The organism is Methylobacterium sp. A49B (assembly GCF_053346215.1).
Genome location: NZ_JBKFBO010000097.1, coordinates 14,105 through 31,776, shown reverse-complemented (window position 1 = coordinate 31,776; position 17,672 = coordinate 14,105). Strand labels below are relative to the sequence as shown.

The window sequence follows — 17,672 nt, the reverse complement described above, 5'->3', positions numbered from 1 at the left end:
CGGCCCGACGCCGCCCGCGCGGAGCGTTCCCGCATCGCGGCACGGTGGTCAAGCTGGGCGCGGCGTCCGCCTTCGAAGTCCGTCCTCGGGTGAGCGACGCTTAGGTGCGCCGCGGCGGGGCCGAGAAAGCCACGGAATTTGGTGCTGGAGCGCCGAGGAGCGACATCGGCGCTCCCGGGATGGCCTTCGGAGCCGGCGGCTCGTTCACCGCCGCGTCAATCTTTCGCGGCTTGAAGCTTCCCGCAAGGCTCTTGGCACTGGCGAGATCGGCCGGGCTGAGCTTGTTGGCCACGTCGTCCCGCTTCTTGGCGGCATCGTCGTCACCCTGCGCTGCGGCCGCCGCGAACCACGCGTAAGATTGCACGAGATCCTGAGTCAGTCCGAGGCCGCGGGCGTAGAGAACGCCGAGGTTGTACTGGCTGTCGCGGACGCCGAACTCTGCGCCCTGGCGGAACCAAGAGGCCGCCGTGGCGAAATCCGGCTTGCCGTTCGCGGCGGGATTTTCGGCGTAGAGGACGGCGAGATTATGCATCGAGCGGGCATGACCCTGCTCGGCGGCGCGGCCGTACCACAGCTTCGCCTTCTCGAGATCGCGGGCAACGCCCGAACCCTTCTCATAATGGCCCGCAACCTTGTACTGGGCGGGGGCGTAGCCGGCCGAGGCCAGCTTCTCGTAGAGCTTGGTCGCCGTCGCGAGATCGCGGGGCATGCCGCGGCCATCGGCCTCCCGCGTCGCGAGATCCCAGACCGCCGACCCGTCACCCTCGAGGGCAGCAAGCTTCACCTTGGCCAGCGCCGGCGGCAGGTTGCCGAGATCGGCCTGCAGCGTATTGATCCCCGAGACCTGAGGCAGCGACGTCTTGACGGCGGAGGCGCGCGACTCGGCCGGCAGCGGGTTCGGCAAAGCCTGCGTTGTCGTGGGGTCGGCCACCGGCGGTTTGGCGGCCGCGCCGTCGTTGGAATTGTCTCCCGTCGCGTTCTTGCCGGCGTCCTTGCCGTCCTCTGTGGTCGTATCCTTGGTCACGTCCTTGGCGGCGTCGCGGCCGGCATCCTTGGCCGTCTCCTCGCGAGCGGGGACGGACTGGCTCGTCGGCACGGCACGGCGCGGCTCCTCCGGGCTGCGCAGGCTGATCGCCTGCAGCGCGCCGAGCGCCAGCACGATGGCGGCGAGGCCGAGGAGCAGCGGCCGGCGGCGCCGGTCGATCTCGGCCTTCAGCCGGCCGAGGCGACCCTCCGCGGAGTTGGCAGGCTGCGGCGAAGCCTTCTGAGCGCGCGCGTCCCGGCGCTCGGCGGGGGCCTCCGCGGCCAGTTCCGCCTGCGCGGCCTGCGCGGCCCGGCGGGCCGCCGCGATGAAGCTCGTCTTGATGTCGGCCTCGCCGCCGGCGTCCGCAGACGGGCGGACCCGGGCCGGGTCGGCCAAGCGCTCCTTGACCGTGCGGCGTGCGGACGGGTCCCGTCCCGCCCGCGGCTCGCGACCCGGACGGCCGCTGCCGGGCTCCAGCAGATCGTCGGCAATCCGTGGGGTCTCGGCGACGTCGCGCCGCGCCGTGCCGCGCAGCTCGGCGGGGGCGAGCGCCGCCTCCGCGCTCGTCGACGACATCAGGCGCTCGTCGAGGGAGGGGGCCCGCGGCGCCGCGGTCTCGACAGGTCCGAGCCGGACGAGGAGGCGCTCCAGCGCGGACTGCACCCCTTCGAGCGTCGCGCCGAGGCGCTGGTCCGAGGCGACCTGCCGGGCCTGCATGTCCGCGAGGCTGGCGCGCAGAAGGCCGATCTCGCCAGTCTCTGTAGCGGCGATGCCGGATCCCTGCAGTGTCTCGGCCACGGCGGCACGCGCGGCGCGCTCCACCGTCGCCTCGCTCGGAGCCGTCTCGCGCAAGGCCGTAACCTGCCGCAGCAGGTCGCCCATGGTGCGCTCGAGGCTGGCGAGCGCCGGATCGGCGCTGTGCGGCGCGTCGAGGCGGCCCGCCAGGGTGACGACCTGCCGCTCCAGAGCGTCCAGCCCCTCGTGCTCGGAGCGGCTGCCGACCTGATCGACCTTCTCGGCAAGGCTGCGCAGCATCGCGTGGATCGATGCCATCTCGCCGGGTCTCGATGCGTTGGCTTCACTCCCGAAATCGGACCGATCGTCCCGCGCGCAGAGGAGGTCGACCTTCTCGGCCAGGGCCTGAATCTGACCGGCCAGGGCTGCCGGCGCCGCGGTCTTGACGTCGCTGCGGATCTCCTCGAGCAGCGGGCGCAGATCCGGATCGGTGCCGACCCGCTGAAGCTCTGCGATCTGGGCGCTGACCGCCTGCAGGCTCAGAGCCAGCCCCTGGATCCGCTCCGGACCGGCCAGCGCCGCGATGAGCCGACGAATTTCCTCGAGTTCCGTGAACAGCCCCGCGAGGGTGTGGTCGTCCGGATCCGCGGCGCCAGTCGCCGCCACGCTGTCGAGGCGCTCGGCCAAGCGGCGGACATCCTCCGCGACGCGGCTGTGGACGTTCTCGGCAACCTCCTCGGCCAGGCGCTCGACCTGCACCCGAACCTGCTCGATCGGCGCCGCGATCGCCGTGAGGTCGGTCCCGATCTGCGCGCGCTCGACGCCGCTCGCCAGCGAGACCACCGCCTCCTCAAGAGCGACGATGTCGCGGCTGGTGGCGAGCTGCGTGATCGCCTCGCGCAGGCGGACGGTCTCGTCCTGGAGTTCAGCCAGCGCGGCCGTGGGCGCGGCGCCGTCCTCGATGCGCGCCTCGAGACGGCGCGCGAGGTCCATGCGCATGCTGGCGACGACGCCGCCATCGGAATCAGCCTGGATCACGCCACCCTGCGCGAGTTCCCGCTGGCGCTGGCGGATGTCCTGCACGGCGCTGCGGATATCGGCGGCGGCGGGACGCGCCCGTCGGCCCGGCTGCCGGGTGGCGGCGACCTGCTCGCCGAGCTGCGACATCCGGCGCTCGATCTGCCCGAGGCGCTCGGTCACCTCCTGCACGGGCGCGGCCTTCAGGGCGCGCTCGATGCGGGCCTCGATGTCGGCGAGGCGTCGCGTCTCGGCCTGCTGCACGCTGCGGCGCTCATCGTCGAGCGCCCGGTCCAAACCTTCCAGGCGATGGATCAGCGCGGCCAGTCCCTCACCGTAGGTTTCCGCGATGGCACTGGGCGCACCGGCCGGCCGCTCGGCATCGGTCGTCGTTTCGGAACGGGATACCGCCGGCGGAAGCTGCTCGGCCCGGTGACGGCGGCGCTGGCGGCGATTGCCGGACATACCCGCCTTCGGCTGCGGGACCACCGAAGCGATCCAAGTTTCCAGCGGAACGCCCGCCCGCGCCGCCACGTCCCGCGCGGCGTCGAGCACCTCAGGATCGAAACTGTCGAGCTGCGGCATCGCGGTGCTGGTCATCGGGGGCCTATCGTCGGCAGTTCGGCGTCCAATCGCATGTGCGGGGCGGTCACCACCGATCGGTATCCACCAACGCGCACATCGGATCGTTCGAGCGTGACCATTAACTTTCTTGGTAAACACGAGGTTAAGGGGAACTGGCCGCGGTAATGGTCATGACCAACACGCTGCTGAGCAGGACCGATTCGCAGGCCGGCTACGGGGCCGGGGCGTTGCTCGGAGGGCGGCTGGGCGGTTACATGGCGTGAGCGCCGCGGGCCGATCGAAAGGGTCCGCAACCGGGGGAAAGCCAGAGATGCCGCAGTACCGCGCACCGGTCGAAGACACGCTGTTCCTGCTCAACGATGTGCTCGGCTTCCACACCCGCGACAATCTCGCCGGCTTCGCCGACGCGTCTCCCGATGTGGTCGAGGCCGTGCTCCGCGAGGGTGCGAAGCTCGCCGAGGAAGTGCTGGCGCCCCTCAACCGCACCGGTGACATCGAGGGCTGCCGCCGCGAGGCGGACGCCAGCGTGCGGACGCCCACCGGCTTCAAGGCCGCCTACGACACCTACGCCCAGGGCGGTTGGATGGGGCTCTCGGTCCCGGAAGCCTATGGCGGCCAGGGCCTGCCGCACACGCTCAACACCGCGATGCAGGAATTCGCGTCCGGCGCTAACCTCGCCTTCGGGATGTATCCGGGTCTGACCCAGGGTGCGATGGCGGCCCTGCTGGTCCACGGTTCCGAGGAGCAGAAGGCGCTTTACCTGCCCAGGATGGTCGAGGGCGCATGGACCGGCACCATGAACCTCACCGAGCCGCATTGCGGAACGGATCTCGGGCTCCTGAAGACGAAGGCGGTCCCGAACGGCGACGGCTCCTACAGCCTCACCGGCACGAAGATCTTCATCTCCGCCGGCGAGCACGACCTGGCCGAGAACATCGTGCACTTGGTCATCGCCCGGATCGAGGGGGCGCCGGCCGGCACGAAGGGCATCTCGCTCTTCGTCGTGCCGAAGTTCCTCGTGAACCCGGACGGCTCGCTGGGCGCTCGCAACGGCGTGTCCTGCGGCTCCCTGGAGCACAAGATGGGCATCCACGGGAACGCCACCTGCGTGATGAACTACGACGGCGCCACCGGTTGGCTCGTCGGACAAGAGAATCGCGGGTTGAACGCCATGTTCGTGATGATGAACGAGGCGCGGCTCGCCGTGGGCGTCCAGGGTCTCGGCCAGTCCGAGGTCGCCTACCAGAACGCCGCCGCCTACGCGAAGGACCGGCTCCAGGGCCGAGCGCTGACCGGCGCGAAGGCCCCCGAGAAGGCCGCCGATCCGATCATCGTCCACCCGGACGTGCGTCGCACCCTGCTGCAGATCCGCGCCTTCAACGAGGCGGCCCGGGCGCTGATGCTCTGGACGGCGCTCCAGGCCGACATCCTGCATCGGTCCGAGGACGCCAAGGAGCGGCAGGCCGCCGACGACCATCTCGGCCTGATGACTCCGGTGGTGAAGGGCGTGTTCACCGATCGCGGCTTCGCCAACGCGGTCGAGGCGCAGCAGCTCCTCGGTGGCCACGGCTACATCGAGGAATGGGGCATGTCGCAGTTCGTGCGCGACGCCCGCATCGCCATGATCTACGAGGGCGCCAACGGCATCCAGGCGATGGACCTGATCGGCCGCAAGCTGCCGAAGGATGGCGGCCGGGCGATGATGACGTTCCTCGGCGAGGTGCAGACCTTCCTGAAGGATCACGGCGAGGATCCGGCGATGGCGCCGTTCGTCAAGCCGCTGCAGGCGGGGGTGAACGACCTCCAGGGCGCCGTGATGTGGCTGATGCAGAACGCCTTCGCCAAGCCCGACAATGCCGGCGCCGGCGCCACCGACTTCATGCACCTCTTCGGCCTCGTGGCCCTGGGCTACATGTGGGGCAAGATCGCCAAGGCGGCGCTGGCAAAGCACGCCGAGGCGCCCTCCCCGCGCTGGGAGTCGAAACTCACGAGCGGCCGGTTCTTCATGGAGCGGATGCTGCCGGAGACCGGCCTGCGCCTCGCGCGGATCAAGGCCGGGGCCGAAAGCACGATGGCGCTGGAGGCGGAGGCGTTCTGAGGGCGCCGCCGGTCCAGATCCTCACGCCGCCATCGTCATCGGGACCGCAGCGGTCCAGGCGGCGCCGTCCTGGACCGCTGCGGTCGCACGGAGTCCGGGACCGCCCGGTCGGGCGGGAGACCGTCAGTCGCCCAGTGCCGCGTCCAGATCCTCGATGAGGTCGGCCGGATCCTCCAGGCCGATCGACAGTCGCACCACGTCCGGACCGGCGCCCGCGGCGGTCTTCTGCGCGTCGGTGAGCTGGCGGTGGGTGGTCGAGGCCGGGTGGATGATCAGCGAGCGGGTGTCGCCGATATTGGCGAGGTGCGAAAACAGCTGCAGGTTCGAGACGAGCTTCACGCCGGCCTCGTAGCCGCCCTTCAGTCCGAAGGTGAAGACCGCCCCGGCACCGTTCGGCGTGTAGCGCCGGGCCAGCTGGTGATAGCGGTCGCTCTCCAGCCCCGGATAGCTCACCCACGACACCGCCGGATGCTTGGAGAGATGGGTCGCCACCGTCAGCGCGTTGTCGGAGTGGCGCTGCATGCGCAGCGGAAGGGTCTCGATGCCGTTCAGGATCAGGAAGGCGTTGAACGGCGAGAGCGCCGGACCGAGATCGCGCAGGCCGAGAACCCGGCAGGCAATGGCGAAGCCGAAATTGCCGAAGGTCTCGGCCAGCACCATGCCGGAATATTCCGGCCGCGGCTGGCTCATCATCGGGTAGCGGGCATCGCCTGCCCACTGGAACGAGCCGCCGTCGACGATCAGGCCGCCGATCGAGTTGCCGTGGCCGCCCAGGAACTTGGTGGCCGAGTGGACCACAATGTCGGCCCCGTGCTCGAAGGGGCGGATCAGGTACGGCGTCGCCATGGTGTTGTCGACGACGAGCGGGACGTTGTGCTTCTTGGCGATCTGCGACAGCGCCGCAAGGTCGGTGATGACGCCGCCGGGATTGGCGATGGACTCGCAGAAGATCGCCTTGGTGCGGGGCGTGATCGCGGCCTCGAATGAGGCCGGATCGTCGTTCTCGGCCCAGGCGACCGTCCATCCGAAGTTCTTGTACGAGTGATTGAACTGATTGATCGAGCCGCCGTAGAGCTTGTTGGAGGCGACGAACTCGTCCCCGGGCTGCATCAGCGCGTGCATGGTCAGGAATTCGGCGGCGTGGCCGGAGGCCACGGCGAGCGCCGCGGTGCCCCCTTCGAGGGCGGCGATGCGCTCTTCCAGCACCGCGTTCGTCGGGTTGGTGATGCGCGTGTAGATATTGCCGAAGGCCTGGAGGCCGAACAGCGACGCGGCATGGTCGACGTCGTCGAAGACGAAGCTCGTGGTCTGGTAGATCGGCGTGGCCCGCGCGCCCGTAGCGGCGTCGGGTGCCGCGCCCGCGTGGATCGCCAGCGTGTTGAAGCCGGGCAGGCGGTCGGTCATCGTGAGGTCTCCTCGGCGCGCCGGATTGTCTAAGCCCGCGCGGGAGCGCGGCGCAAGGTTGTGCAGGAGCCTCAGGCGTCCGGCGCGGGGCCGAGATCGACGTGCGGCTGCCCGGCGTCGACCAGCGCGCGATCCACGGCCTCGATGGCCAGCAGCGTCCGGGTCAGGTCCTCGGCCATGGAGATCGGCGCCACGTCGAGGCCGCCCAGGCGCCGGGCGATCGCGTTCCGCTGGCGCGCGAGCGCGGCGCGGGCGCGGTTCAGATCCTCGACTTCTTCGCTGGTCATCGGCGCTTCCTTTCCGGACCGGCGGTCAGCTTCCCGGTGTCCAGTCGATGTTCGGCTTCTGCGCCAGCATGCGATCGAAGTAGTCGGCCACGGCCTGCGCCCCGTCGGTGTGCATCATGGCGACGGGATGCGCGAGATAGGCACGGGCGAGATCCAGCGGAATCTCGTCGGATTGCAGCGCGTTCAGCACCGCGTCGATGAATGCGTCGTGGGCGTCGTTGAAGTCATTCGACAATTTCTTCCGGTCGTTCAGTGCCTTGATCGGCATACCGCGTTCGCCTCGTCCCTCGTCGATCCCCGGACCGACCGCTCGTGTCCGCCGGAACCGGCCTCCGGCGCCGAAGGTTCCGATGCACCCTGTGCGGGTCGCGCCGGCCCCGCTCGGTAACCATCCGCACCGGGCGGCGGGAGCGAAAAGCCCGCCTGGATCGTTAAGGCTCCATGTCGACGTCACCGCTGCGCGCTCACACGATCGAGATCGTCCCCTGCGCGGACGATCCAAGATGCTATCGCTGGCTCATCCGGACACGCGGCGGCGCGGTCGTGGAACAGTCGCCCTACGCCTTCGTGACATCGAACGGCGCCCGGATCTCGGGCGAGTGCTGGATGCGCGAGCACTTCGAAGAGATCTGAGGCGGCCGAGCCTGGACGGGACCCCGCGCCGGCCACAGATCTGCGACACGCCCCGTCAGCTTTACGCCACGCCGCAGAGCCTCAGCACGCGTCCTGCGGGCGGCGTGCGCGCCCTCGGCGGAGACGATGCATGCTAAAGTGGTACTTTGCCCAAAAGTACAACCCTATTACCGACCATACGCGGCTGATTATCATTAAACATCACATCGTTCAGCTTGAGCCTTTGTCGATTCTTTAATCCAGCAAAGGTCATTTTCTCGTCGGTTCGATGTGTTGGCCGAGAGACGGATGATGCGGGTTGAGGACGGTGAGGGCCGGAACGAAGGCCTCGCGTCTCGGATGGGGTCGGTGACCTCGATCGAGGGTTCGAAGGTGCACTTGGAGCTGGTCGGTCAGAACGGGCGGCCCGACGTACGGGTCACTGTCGGGAATTTCGTACGGATTCAGGCGGGAGCCGCGGCCCTCATCGGCATCATCACGACGCTGGCGTCGAGCAACGGCCGCCAGCCCGGCGCCTGCGCCAGCCTCGATCTGCTCGGCGAGTTCGTGTTCGAGGATGGGGCCAAACGCTTCCAGCGCGGGGTCACGTCCTATCCCGCCATCGGAGACGCGGTCGATCTCCTGCCGCCGGGAGACCTGCGCATCGTCTATCAGGTGTCGGGATCGCATACCGCCTCGGTGGGCGCGCTGTACCAGGATCCCGAAACGCCGGCCTGCATCAAGGTCGAGGATCTGCTCACGAAGCATTTCGCGGTGCTCGGCACGACCGGGGTCGGCAAGTCGAGCGGCGTCGCCGTCATCCTCGATCAAGTCTTGAACGCGCGGGAAACGGTGCGGATCTTCCTTCTCGACGTGCACAACGAGTACGCGTCCTGCTTCGGCGACCGCGCGAGCGTCATCGCGCCGCACAACCTCAAGCTCCCGTTCTGGCTGTTCAACCTCGAGGAGATCGCCGACATCATCTACGGCGGACGCTCGCCGGTCGATGAAGAGATCGAGATCCTGGCGGAAGTCATCCCGCTCGCGAAGAGCAAGTACGCTCAGTACAAGGAGGCGAGCGACCGACAGATCGTCAAGCGGACGATCGGCAAGGGTGCCGGCTTCACGGTCGATACGCCGGTCCCCTACGTGCTGCAGGACCTGATCTCTCTGATCGACGAGCGGATGGGACGCCTGGAGAACCGGGTTTCCCGGATGCACTATCACCGCCTGATCACGCGGATCGAGACGATCCGCAACGATCCGCGCTACGGCTTCATGTTCGAGAATGCCAATGTCGGCGGCGACATGATGGGCGAGATCCTGGCGCACCTGTTCCGGCTGGATCCGGACGGGCGCCCGATGACGATCATGCAGCTCGCGGGGCTCCCCATGGAGGTGGTCGACGCCGTCGTCTGCGTCCTGTGCCGCCTGGCCTTCGAGTTCGGCATCTGGAGCGAGGGCGCGATCCCGCTGCTGTTCGTCTGCGAGGAGGCCCATCGCTACGCCTCGGCGGACCGGTCGGTCGGCTTCACCCCGACGCGGCGCGCCCTGTCGCGCATCGCCCGGGAGGGCCGCAAGCACGGCGTCTATCTCGGGCTGGTGACGCAGCGTCCGGCCGAACTCGACGCGACCATCATGTCCCAGTGCAGCACGCTGTTCGCCATGCGGATGACGAACGACCGCGATCAGGCCTTCCTGGCGGCGGCCGTCTCGGATGCCGTGAACCTGCTGAGCTTCGTCCCGTCGCTCGGCACCGGCGAGGTCATCGCATTCGGCGAAGGCGTGCCGATGCCGGTGCGGATGAAATTCCGCGCCCTGCCCCCGGAGCGGCAGCCCCGCAACGACGTCAGCGGGCGATCGGCCGGGGCCGGCGAAGCGGTTGCCGGCGCGGCGTTCGTCGGTGCCGTCGTCGAGCGCTGGCGAGGGGCGACCATGAGCAGGGCGAGCGCGCCCGACGCGGACCTGTCGGCGCTGTCGCGCCTCGCCCGCGAGGCGGGGAGCGAGGGCAATGGGGCCGCGCTCGACCAGGCGCATCGTCGCCTGCTCCGGCGCCCCCTGGACTCCGCCGAGCCGCCGGCGGAGTCCGGCCTGCGCGCCGCCAAGGCTCTCTGGCAGCAGGGCTGAGCGTGAACGACGTCTCACCGAGCCACCGGCGGAGCCTGCTCGAAGCGACGATCCAGGCCCTTCCGGTCGGGGTCGTGGTTCATGACGAGGAGGGTGTCTGCATCCTGGCGAATGCCGCCGCGCGGTCACTCGGCCCCGAGGCGGTCCGCGATCGTCCGGCGGCGATGAGGCAGCAGCCCGATCACGCATTCGTCGAGGAGATCGGCGAGCGCGTGATCGAAGCCGCGTCGCGGCAGGTCACCGCCGAGCGGGAGAGCTATACGCTCACCACGATCGCCGATGTGACGCATCACCACAGGATGCAGCGCGATCTGATCGCCCGCGCCTTCATCGATGCCCTGACCGGCCTGCCCAACCGGACCATGTTCGAGCAGAGCATCGAGGAACTCGTTGCCGAAGCCGTGCCCGGCGACCGTTTCGCCCTCGCGTTCATCGATCTCGACAACTTCAAGCACATCAACGACTACTACAGCCACGCGGCGGGCGATGCGCTGCTCCGCAAGGTCGCCGACCGGATCCGCAGCGCCTTGCGCCCGAGCGACCTGCTGGCGCGCATCGGCGGTGACGAGTTCGTACTGCTGCTGAACCCCATCACCAGCCGCGACCGCACGCTGCTGGACGTGCTCGACATCTCGGAGCGCCTGAAGCAGCCCTTCTTCATCGATGGGCACGAGATCTTCGCCTCCGCCTCCATCGGCCTGAGCCTCTTCCCGGAGCACGGCACCACCTACGAGGTTCTGCGCCGGCAGGCCGACAATGCCATGTACCGGGTCAAGGGTGGCGTGAAGGGCGGTGTCAGTCTCTTCGAGGAGACGATGAGCCATGCCGCGACCGCCCGCATGGCCGTGGAGCAGCGCCTGCGCCTGGCGATCCGGGACCGATGCTTCTGCTGCGCCTTCCAGCCGAAGGTCGACATGCGCACCCATGCCGTCCTCGGCGTCGAGGTACTGCTGCGCTGGCGGGACGAACTCGGCACGATCCAGGCTCCCGGCGACTTCATCGGCCTCGCCATCGAACTGGGGCTCATCAACGAGATCACGCTGCAGGTGCTGGCCGAGACCGTGCGGGCGATGCCCGACATCGACGAGCTGTTCGGATCGGACGTCTCCGTGAGCATCAACATCGCCGCCAAGCAGGCCTGCGACGTGCCGTTCATGTCGGCCTTCTGCGATGCCCTCGGCGCGACCGGCATGGCCCGGCGCTTCGTCCTCGAACTCACCGAGGAAGCCTTCTTCACCAAGAACCGGTTCCAGAGCGAGGTCCTGCCCCGCATCCGGGCGATCGGCGCCCGGGTCTCGATCGACGATTTCGGCGTCGGCTACTCGTCCCTCGCCGCCCTGGCGGAAATCACCGCGGACGAGTTGAAGATCGACCGCTCCTTCATCACCGACATCGACAAGAGGCCGCGCAGCCAGATCGTGCTGAAGGCGATCGAATCCCTCGGCCTGGCGCTGGGCATGTCGGTCGTCGCCGAGGGCGTCGAGACCTACGAGGAGGTCGCCTACCTGCTGGGGGCGACCCAGATCCGGTGCGCGCAGGGCTATTACTACGCCAAGCCCCTCTTGATCGATCAGATCCGGCTTGCGGATCCGCGGGCTTCGGCGCCGCGGGCAACCGCCTCGCACGCGCGCGGCTCGGACTTCCGCGCGCCGGGTGTGCTGCGGCGCGCGTAGCGGCGTCACCGGCATCGGTGCCGCAGGGACGACGCGCGGCGCGGGTTCCCCAATCCTGGCTGCGGTGGCTGGGCGGGGCCGCGCCGTCGTTCCGGGCCTCGCGGCCGTGCCCGGCCCCTCAGGGGCACGTCGAGGGCGGGCGATGCGGACCCGCGGCCTTCGACGGATCCTCCCGACACCGCGCATCCGGACCGGACGCCGCCACGCGGCCCCGGAGTGACGATGGTGCGGCTGCGCCCACGAGGAATACTGGAGGACGCCATCGGAAACGCCGTCCGGGCGACCGCGGGGAGCCCGACGGGACGAGCGGCACCACCTCCTACGATTGCACGAAGTCGAAGATACACCTTTTAGCGGCAATCATGACTCGATGATCTTGTTAATCTTGGTTGTTTGGTAACAAAGGCGAACGTATTGGCGTATTAGCCGTGACAGAACGCCGATCCGCCCCCCGATATCCTGTAGCGCTTCCAGCCCTCTGCTGGGGTGCCGACGGCGTCGAGTTCCACGCGGTGACCGTCGATGTCTCGGCGGCGGGCATTCAGTTACGCTCGATCCACGTCCCGCACGTCGATCATCCCCTGACGTGCAATATCCGCAGCGTCGGACGCCTCGAGTCGATCGTCATTCGCGCCAGCGTGTGCGATTTCGCCGTTCGCGTGACGGGACAGAATCCGACGCCCGGGTCGATCGCGAGACGGCTCATCGCGTTGAGCCAGGAGCAGACGCGCAGGACGAGTTCCGTCCGCGTCAGCCGCCGCATCGTTCCCGACGAGACGTCCGTTCAGGTGACCCTCGGCGACGGCCAGGCGGTGAACGCGCACATCATCAACCTGTCGGCCTCGGGCGTCGCGCTGCTGATCGCGGCTCCGCTCGCGATCGGCCAGCCCATCACGGTCGGACGGCATCGGGCGACGGTGACCCGGCAGATCGACGGCGGGGTCGGCGCGGCTTTCCTCGCGCCGCTCGATCCGGGTGCCATCGACGCGCGCACAAAGCTCTGAGCTGCCGGCCGCCGGCTCAGACGCGCCGCTCCCGGCGCAGGGTCTTCAGGCCGATCCCCGTTCCCTCGAAGCCGCCGTCGACGGCGAGCTGCTGGCCGGTGACGAAGGAGGCGCGCTCGGAACAGAGGAAGACGATCGCCTCCGCGAGTTCCGCCTCCAGGCCGTAGCGCCCGAGGGGCACGGCGTCGTGATAGTCGGCGCGGATCTCGCGCGTGTGGACGGCCTTGGCCATCGCCGTGTCCACCGGCCCGGGGGCGACCGCGTTCACGCGGATGCCGAACTGGGCCAGTTCGACGGCCTGCTGCTTCGTGAGCTGCGCCAGGGCCGCCTTGCTGGTGCCGTAGGCCGTCCGCAGCGTCGAGGCGCGCAGACCGGAGATCGACGTGATGTTCACGATCGCGCCGCCGCGCTCGGCCAGCAGCGGGGTGGCCGCCTGCGTGCACAGGAACGGACCCGACAGGTTCACCGCGAGCACCCGCGACCAATCCTCGAACGTGGTCTCGGTGATCGGCTTGAAGATCGCGATCCCGGCGTTGTTGACCAGCGCGTCGAGGCGCCCGAACCGCTCGGCGACCTGCTGGATCGCTCCCGTCACCGCTTGCGGGTCGGAGACGTCCGCGGTCACCGCGACGGTGCGGTCGGGGAGGCCGAGCCCCGCGGTCGCGGCGTCCACGCCCGGCCCGTCGATGTCGAGGAGCGCGACACGCCACCCGTCCGCGAGGAACCGCTCCGCCGTGGCGAGGCCGATGCCCCGGGCGGCCCCCGTCACCAGGGCGGTGCGATCCTCGGTGTGGCTCACGGGGCATCTCCATCGATAGCGACCGCGGTCCGGCGGCGCGGGGAATCGTGCCGGCGGGTGGTAGGCCCGCACGCCGCGGCTGCGCAACGTGCGCGGCACGGCCCGCGTGTCGGCGCGCGCATTCTGTCTCCGCTCGGCCCCGAACCGGACGGCGTGAACTGGGACCGGCCCGGGTTGCCAAGACTTAGATGCCTCGATTCCGGCCGTCCCGCTTGCTCACGCCGGGCAAGAGCCTGATCTTGGCGGCGATCCCGTGAGGTTGTCGTCCATGGCGGATGCCCGGCGCATAGGTCTCGTCATCTGCCCCGACTTCGATTTCATGGGTCTGGCCGTGACGTCGCCGTTCGCGGTCGCCAACAAGTATACCGGGCCCACGGCCTACGATGTCCGCATCCTGTCCGAAACCGGCGGCTTGGTCCGCTCGGGCCTGGGCGCGGCGGTCGTCACCGAACCGCTGGGCGATCCCGCCGCCTTCGACACGATCCTGATCGCCGCCGGCATCCGCATCCCGACGCCGAACCCTGCGCTGACCGATTTCCTGCGCGAGGCGGCCCGATCCACGCGCCGCCTCGCCGGGCTCTGTCTCGGCGCCTTCGTCTTGGCCGAAGCCGGCCTCCTGGACCGCCGGCGCGCGACGACGCACTGGCACTTCGCATCCCAGTTCCGGGAGCGGTATCCCGACTGCAGGCTCGACATCGACAAGATCTACGTCACGGACGGCAATCTCTGGACGTCCGCGGGCATGTCGGCCGGCATCGATCTCGCCGTGGCCATGGTCGAGCGCGATCACGGCCGGGATCTCGCTCAGCGCGTGGCGCGGGGGCTGGTGATGGAGCGGCGCCGCGCCGGCGGCCAGGCCCAGCATTCGGCGCTGCTCGAGTTCGACGCCCCCACCGACCGCATTTAGGGCGTTCTCGCCTATGCGAGGCAGAACCTGTCCTTGCCCCTGACCACCGAAGATCTCGCCGCGGTCGCCTGCCTCAGCCCGCGCCAGTTCTCGCGGTTGTTCCGCGCGGAAACCGGCAGCTCGCCGGCCAAGGCTGTCGAGGCCCTGCGCGTTGAGGCGGCCCGGCTCATGCTGGAGGAGAGCCGCCTGCCGATCGAGGAGATCGCCGGCGCGGTCGGCTTCGCCAACCGCGAGCGGATGCGCCGCGCCTTCCTGCGCGTCCACGGCGCGATCCCGCGGGCGATCCGCCGCGCCGCCGGGCCGCTCGCCGTGATCTGAGTCGAGGCGGACCGGGTTGGGCCACAGTCGAGCCCGCTCGCGTCGCTCCGCCGGGCACGCGTCTGTCGAGAATTGGACAACCCCATGCAGGTAATCGATCCAGCGACATGTCCGAAAACGCGGCTTTTTTGACGTGGCTGGCCCGGAAGAGCGCCGCTAAGCTTGAGCTTGAGTTGTCTCGCTCGCTTTCGAAGGGTCGCGGCCATGGTGAACCTGACGATCAACGGCCGCCAGCACGCGGTCGACGCCGAACCCGACACGCCGCTGCTGTTCGTCCTGCGCGACACGCTCGGCATGACAGGGACGAAGTACGGGTGCGGCATCGCGCAGTGCGGGGCCTGCACCGTCCTCCTCGACGGGCAGGCGACCCGGTCCTGCCAGGTTCCGCTCGAGAGCGTCGGCAGTCAGGCCGTCACCACCATCGAGGCGATCGAGCAGGATGCCGTCGGGCGCAAGGTGGTGGAGGCCTGGGTCTCCGTCCAGGTGCCGCAATGCGGCTACTGCCAGTCGGGTCAGGTGATGGCCGCCACCGCGCTGCTGAAGCAGACACCGCGGCCGAGCGATGCCGAGATCGCCGATGCGATGACGAACCTGTGCCGGTGCGGCACCTACAACGCGATCGCCGCCGCCGTGCGGCAGGCCGCAGCCTGAGGCCGCCGCCATGGACCTGCATTTCGAACGCGCTGCTCACGGCATCGCCGTCGTCGATCCGAGCCGCACGGCGGCCCCCGGCGGTTCTGGCCTTTCGGCACCGTCCCGGCGCGGCCTGCTCACCGCCGGCGGCGCCCTCATCCTCAGCGCCGCCCTGCCGGTCCGCGGCGCCCGCGCCCAGGCCCAGGGCCCCGCGGAGGGCGCGGGCGCCCTTGCCCCCAAGCCCGGCACGCGCGTCCCCGCCTTCCTGGAGATCCACCCGGACGGCACCATCAAGCTCCTGAGCCCCTTCGTGGAGGGCGGCCAGGGGATCGCCACCGGCATGGCGCAGATCGTCGGCGAGGAGCTCGACGTGCCGCCGTCTCGCTTCATCGTGGAATGCGCGCCGCCCGGACCCGACTACGCCGTCGTCAACGGCCTCCGTATGACCGGCGGGAGCTTCTCCACGCGGTCGAGCTACGAGGTCATGCGCCGCCTCGGCGCCACCGCGCGCGACATGATGATCCGCGCCGCGGCGGCCCGGCTCAAGGTGCAGGACGGCGAACTCACCACCCGCGACGGCGTCGTGCTGCACGCGGCCACGAACCGCGCCATCGCCTACGGCGACCTGGCGGCCGACGCGCTGAAGCTGAAGCCGAACGAAGCCGTGCCGCTGCGTGATCCGAAGACCTTCCGCTACATCCGCCAACCCGTCCCGCGCCTCGACGTGCGCGACAAGTCCACCGGGCGGGCGATCTACGCGATCGACCAGAAGGTGGACGGCATGCTCTACGCCGCCGTGCAGCACGCCCCCCATCTCGGGACGGAGCCGGAGTCGCTGAGGAACGAGGCCGAGATCCGCACCCTGCCGGGCGTGCATTCCGTGCACCGCCTGCCGGGCGCGGTGGCCGTGGCCGCCGACAGCTGGTGGCGGGCCCGGAAGGCGGTCGAGGCCCTCCAGGTGGACTGGTCGGCGCCGAAGCCCGGCGGCATCGACACGGTGGCGGCGGATTTCTCGTCCGAGGGCATGCTCGCGGCGCTGAAGAGCTCGGCGGATCCGGGCCACGTGGCCGAGGAAGAGGGTGACGTGGCCGGCGCCTTCGCGAAGGCCGCCAAGGTCGTCGCGGCGGATTACGAGGCCCCCTACCTCGCGCACGCGCAGCTGGAGCCGCCCTCTTCCATCGCGCGCTTCAACGATGACGGGACGCTCGACGTCTGGCTGCCGAACCAGATGCCCGAGATCTTCCAGGCCGTCTCGGCCAAGGTCGCGGGGCTGCAGCCGACGCAGGTGCGGATCCATTCGCCGATGCTCGGCGGCTTCTTCGGGCGGCACTTCACCTACGATGCCGGCAACCCGTTTCCGCAGGCGATCCTGCTCGCGAAGGCCACCGGTCGCCCCGTGAAGGTCCTGTGGTCGCGGGAGGAGGAGTTCAGCCGCGACGCGGTCCGGCCCCTGAGCTTCAGCCGCTTCCGCGCGGCCCTCGACGCCGCCGGCCAGCCGACCGCGATCGACGTGCGCACCGTCGGCGAGGGGCCGATCGGCCGTTACTTCGGCATGATGATGAAGACGCCGGTCGACCCCTCCGCGGTGGAGGGCATCGTCGAGAAGCCCTACGCCGTCCAGAACCGGCGCATGACCTTCGCGAAGGTCGCGCACCCGGTGAACATCGCGTTCTGGCGCTCTGTCGGACACTCGATGAACGACGCGTTCTACGAGAGCTTCCTCGACGAGATCGCCCAGGCCGGAGGGCAGGATCCCTTCGCGCTGCGCATGGCGCTGGTGAAGGCCAGCCCGCGCCACACCGCGCTGTTGTCGGCGGCGGCCGAGATGTCGGGCGGCTGGCAGCGCGGCCCCTACCGGGCCGAGGGCGGGATGCGGGCCCGCGGCATCGCCATGGCCTCGCCGTTCGGGTCGGAGACCGCGACGATCGCCGAGGTCTCGGTGGAGGGCGGAGAAGCCCGCGTCCACAACCTCTGGATCGCCTTCGACCCCGGAAGCGTCGTGAATCCGGCGATCGTCAAGGCGCAGGTGGAGTCGGCCGCGGCGCTCGGCGTCTCGTCGGTCCTGTTCGAGCAGATCGTCTACCGCGACGGCGTCCGGCAATCGCAGAACTACGACACCTATCCGATCCTGCGGCGCGAGCACATGCCGGCCGTCCACGTGCGCATCGTCGAGAGCGGCGCGCCGATGGGAGGCGTCGGCGAGCCGGGGCTGCCCGGCGTCCCGCCCGCGATCCTCAACGCGATCGCGGCGCTCACCGGCCAGCGGATCCGCGCGCTTCCAGTCGCCAACACCAAGCTCGGCTCTGCCTGACCGCCCGGGGGGACGGCTGCCCGCCCGAGGGTTGCCGTCCCGGCCGGAGCAGCGCGGGCCGGCGCGTGGAAGTTGCAGTCGCCAGCATTTTGCGCCCCTTATCCGAGTGCGCCCCTGTTGCAAGGACGCACCCGCGCA

The 17,672-nt window shown here is 69.7% G+C and carries 12 protein-coding genes and 1 pseudogene; 8 read left to right on the top strand and 5 right to left on the bottom strand.

Going from position 1 to position 17,672, the window contains the following annotated elements; genetic code table 11:
- Window positions 1-100 precede the first annotated feature (100 nt).
- A complete protein-coding gene (locus tag ACLBX9_RS15550) occupies window positions 101-3,376 on the bottom strand; it encodes a hypothetical protein (RefSeq protein WP_447719553.1) in 3,276 nt (1,091 codons plus the stop codon).
- 295 nt (window positions 3,377-3,671) lie between these two features.
- On the opposite strand from ACLBX9_RS15550, the gene ACLBX9_RS15545 reads away from it, so the two are divergent.
- Window positions 3,672-5,459 carry an acyl-CoA dehydrogenase C-terminal domain-containing protein gene (locus ACLBX9_RS15545; RefSeq protein ID WP_447719552.1) on the top strand — a complete coding sequence of 596 codons (1,788 nt, stop codon included), beginning with the start codon at window positions 3,672-3,674 and terminating at the stop codon, window positions 5,457-5,459.
- A gap of 123 nt (window positions 5,460-5,582) precedes the next feature.
- On the opposite strand, the gene ACLBX9_RS15540 is transcribed toward ACLBX9_RS15545, so the two are convergent.
- The 3 genes from ACLBX9_RS15540 to ACLBX9_RS15530 form a co-directional block, all read right to left on the bottom strand.
- Entirely contained in the window at window positions 5,583-6,863 is a 1,281-nt protein-coding gene (locus ACLBX9_RS15540) for an O-acetylhomoserine aminocarboxypropyltransferase (RefSeq protein ID WP_158168761.1), read from the bottom strand.
- A 71-nt stretch (window positions 6,864-6,934) separates the two neighbouring features.
- Entirely contained in the window at window positions 6,935-7,150 is a 216-nt protein-coding gene (locus ACLBX9_RS15535) for a hypothetical protein (RefSeq protein ID WP_158168763.1), read from the bottom strand.
- 25 nt (window positions 7,151-7,175) lie between these two features.
- A complete protein-coding gene (locus tag ACLBX9_RS15530; RefSeq protein WP_447719551.1) occupies window positions 7,176-7,418 on the bottom strand; it encodes a hypothetical protein in 243 nt (80 codons plus the stop codon).
- 173 nt (window positions 7,419-7,591) lie between these two features.
- On the opposite strand from ACLBX9_RS15530, the gene ACLBX9_RS15525 reads away from it, so the two are divergent.
- The 4 genes from ACLBX9_RS15525 to ACLBX9_RS15510 all read left to right on the top strand — a co-directional run bounded on the left by ACLBX9_RS15525 (window position 7,592) and on the right by ACLBX9_RS15510 (window position 12,566).
- On the top strand, window positions 7,592-7,783 hold the full coding sequence (locus ACLBX9_RS15525; protein ID WP_158168767.1) for a hypothetical protein: 192 nt from the start codon (window positions 7,592-7,594) through the stop codon (window positions 7,781-7,783).
- Window positions 7,784-8,122: 339 nt separating this feature from the next.
- Window positions 8,123-9,889 (top strand): ATP-binding protein, encoded by a 1,767-nt coding sequence (locus ACLBX9_RS15520; protein WP_447719656.1) that lies wholly within the window; start codon window positions 8,123-8,125, stop codon window positions 9,887-9,889.
- 2 nt (window positions 9,890-9,891) lie between these two features.
- Complete coding sequence (locus tag ACLBX9_RS15515; RefSeq protein ID WP_158168769.1) at window positions 9,892-11,562, top strand: putative bifunctional diguanylate cyclase/phosphodiesterase; 1,671 nt, start codon at window positions 9,892-9,894, stop codon at window positions 11,560-11,562.
- A gap of 428 nt (window positions 11,563-11,990) precedes the next feature.
- Window positions 11,991-12,566, top strand: coding sequence for a PilZ domain-containing protein (locus ACLBX9_RS15510; protein ID WP_244625686.1), 576 nt, complete (start codon window positions 11,991-11,993; stop codon window positions 12,564-12,566).
- 16 nt (window positions 12,567-12,582) lie between these two features.
- On the opposite strand, the gene ACLBX9_RS15505 is transcribed toward ACLBX9_RS15510, so the two are convergent.
- The gene (locus tag ACLBX9_RS15505) at window positions 12,583-13,365 is read right to left on the bottom strand and encodes an SDR family NAD(P)-dependent oxidoreductase (RefSeq protein WP_447719550.1); all 783 of its coding nucleotides are present in this window, start codon (window positions 13,363-13,365) and stop codon (window positions 12,583-12,585) included.
- A 268-nt stretch (window positions 13,366-13,633) separates the two neighbouring features.
- Between ACLBX9_RS15505 and ACLBX9_RS15500 the strand changes: the two are divergent.
- The 3 genes and pseudogenes from ACLBX9_RS15500 (at window position 13,634) to ACLBX9_RS15490 (ending at window position 17,534) form a co-directional block, all read left to right on the top strand.
- Window positions 13,634-14,590 (top strand): annotated as a pseudogene (locus ACLBX9_RS15500) (GlxA family transcriptional regulator).
- A 204-nt stretch (window positions 14,591-14,794) separates the two neighbouring features.
- Window positions 14,795-15,241: a (2Fe-2S)-binding protein gene (locus ACLBX9_RS15495; protein WP_158168780.1), complete on the top strand. Its 447-nt coding sequence runs from the start codon at window positions 14,795-14,797 to the stop codon at window positions 15,239-15,241.
- A 10-nt stretch (window positions 15,242-15,251) separates the two neighbouring features.
- On the top strand, window positions 15,252-17,534 hold the full coding sequence (locus ACLBX9_RS15490; RefSeq protein ID WP_447719549.1) for a molybdopterin cofactor-binding domain-containing protein: 2,283 nt from the start codon (window positions 15,252-15,254) through the stop codon (window positions 17,532-17,534).
- The last annotated feature ends 138 nt before the right edge of the window (window positions 17,535-17,672 follow it).

Bases quoted from the DNA above. Each gene is read 5' to 3' on its own strand.
- ACLBX9_RS15545 (WP_447719552.1), top strand. From the start codon at position 3,672: ATGCCGCAGTACCGCGCACCGGTCGAAGACACGCTGTTCCTGCTCAAC.
- ACLBX9_RS15495 (WP_158168780.1), top strand. From the start codon at position 14,795: ATGGTGAACCTGACGATCAACGGCCGCCAGCACGCGGTCGACGCCGAA.
- ACLBX9_RS15525 (WP_158168767.1), top strand. From the start codon at position 7,592: ATGTCGACGTCACCGCTGCGCGCTCACACGATCGAGATCGTCCCCTGC.
- ACLBX9_RS15520 (WP_447719656.1), top strand. From the start codon at position 8,123: ATGGGGTCGGTGACCTCGATCGAGGGTTCGAAGGTGCACTTGGAGCTG.
- ACLBX9_RS15490 (WP_447719549.1), top strand. From the start codon at position 15,252: ATGGACCTGCATTTCGAACGCGCTGCTCACGGCATCGCCGTCGTCGAT.
- ACLBX9_RS15530 (WP_447719551.1), bottom strand. From the start codon at position 7,418: ATGCCGATCAAGGCACTGAACGACCGGAAGAAATTGTCGAATGACTTC.
- ACLBX9_RS15550 (WP_447719553.1), bottom strand. From the start codon at position 3,376: ATGACCAGCACCGCGATGCCGCAGCTCGACAGTTTCGATCCTGAGGTG.
- ACLBX9_RS15535 (WP_158168763.1), bottom strand. From the start codon at position 7,150: ATGACCAGCGAAGAAGTCGAGGATCTGAACCGCGCCCGCGCCGCGCTC.
- ACLBX9_RS15540 (WP_158168761.1), bottom strand. From the start codon at position 6,863: ATGACCGACCGCCTGCCCGGCTTCAACACGCTGGCGATCCACGCGGGC.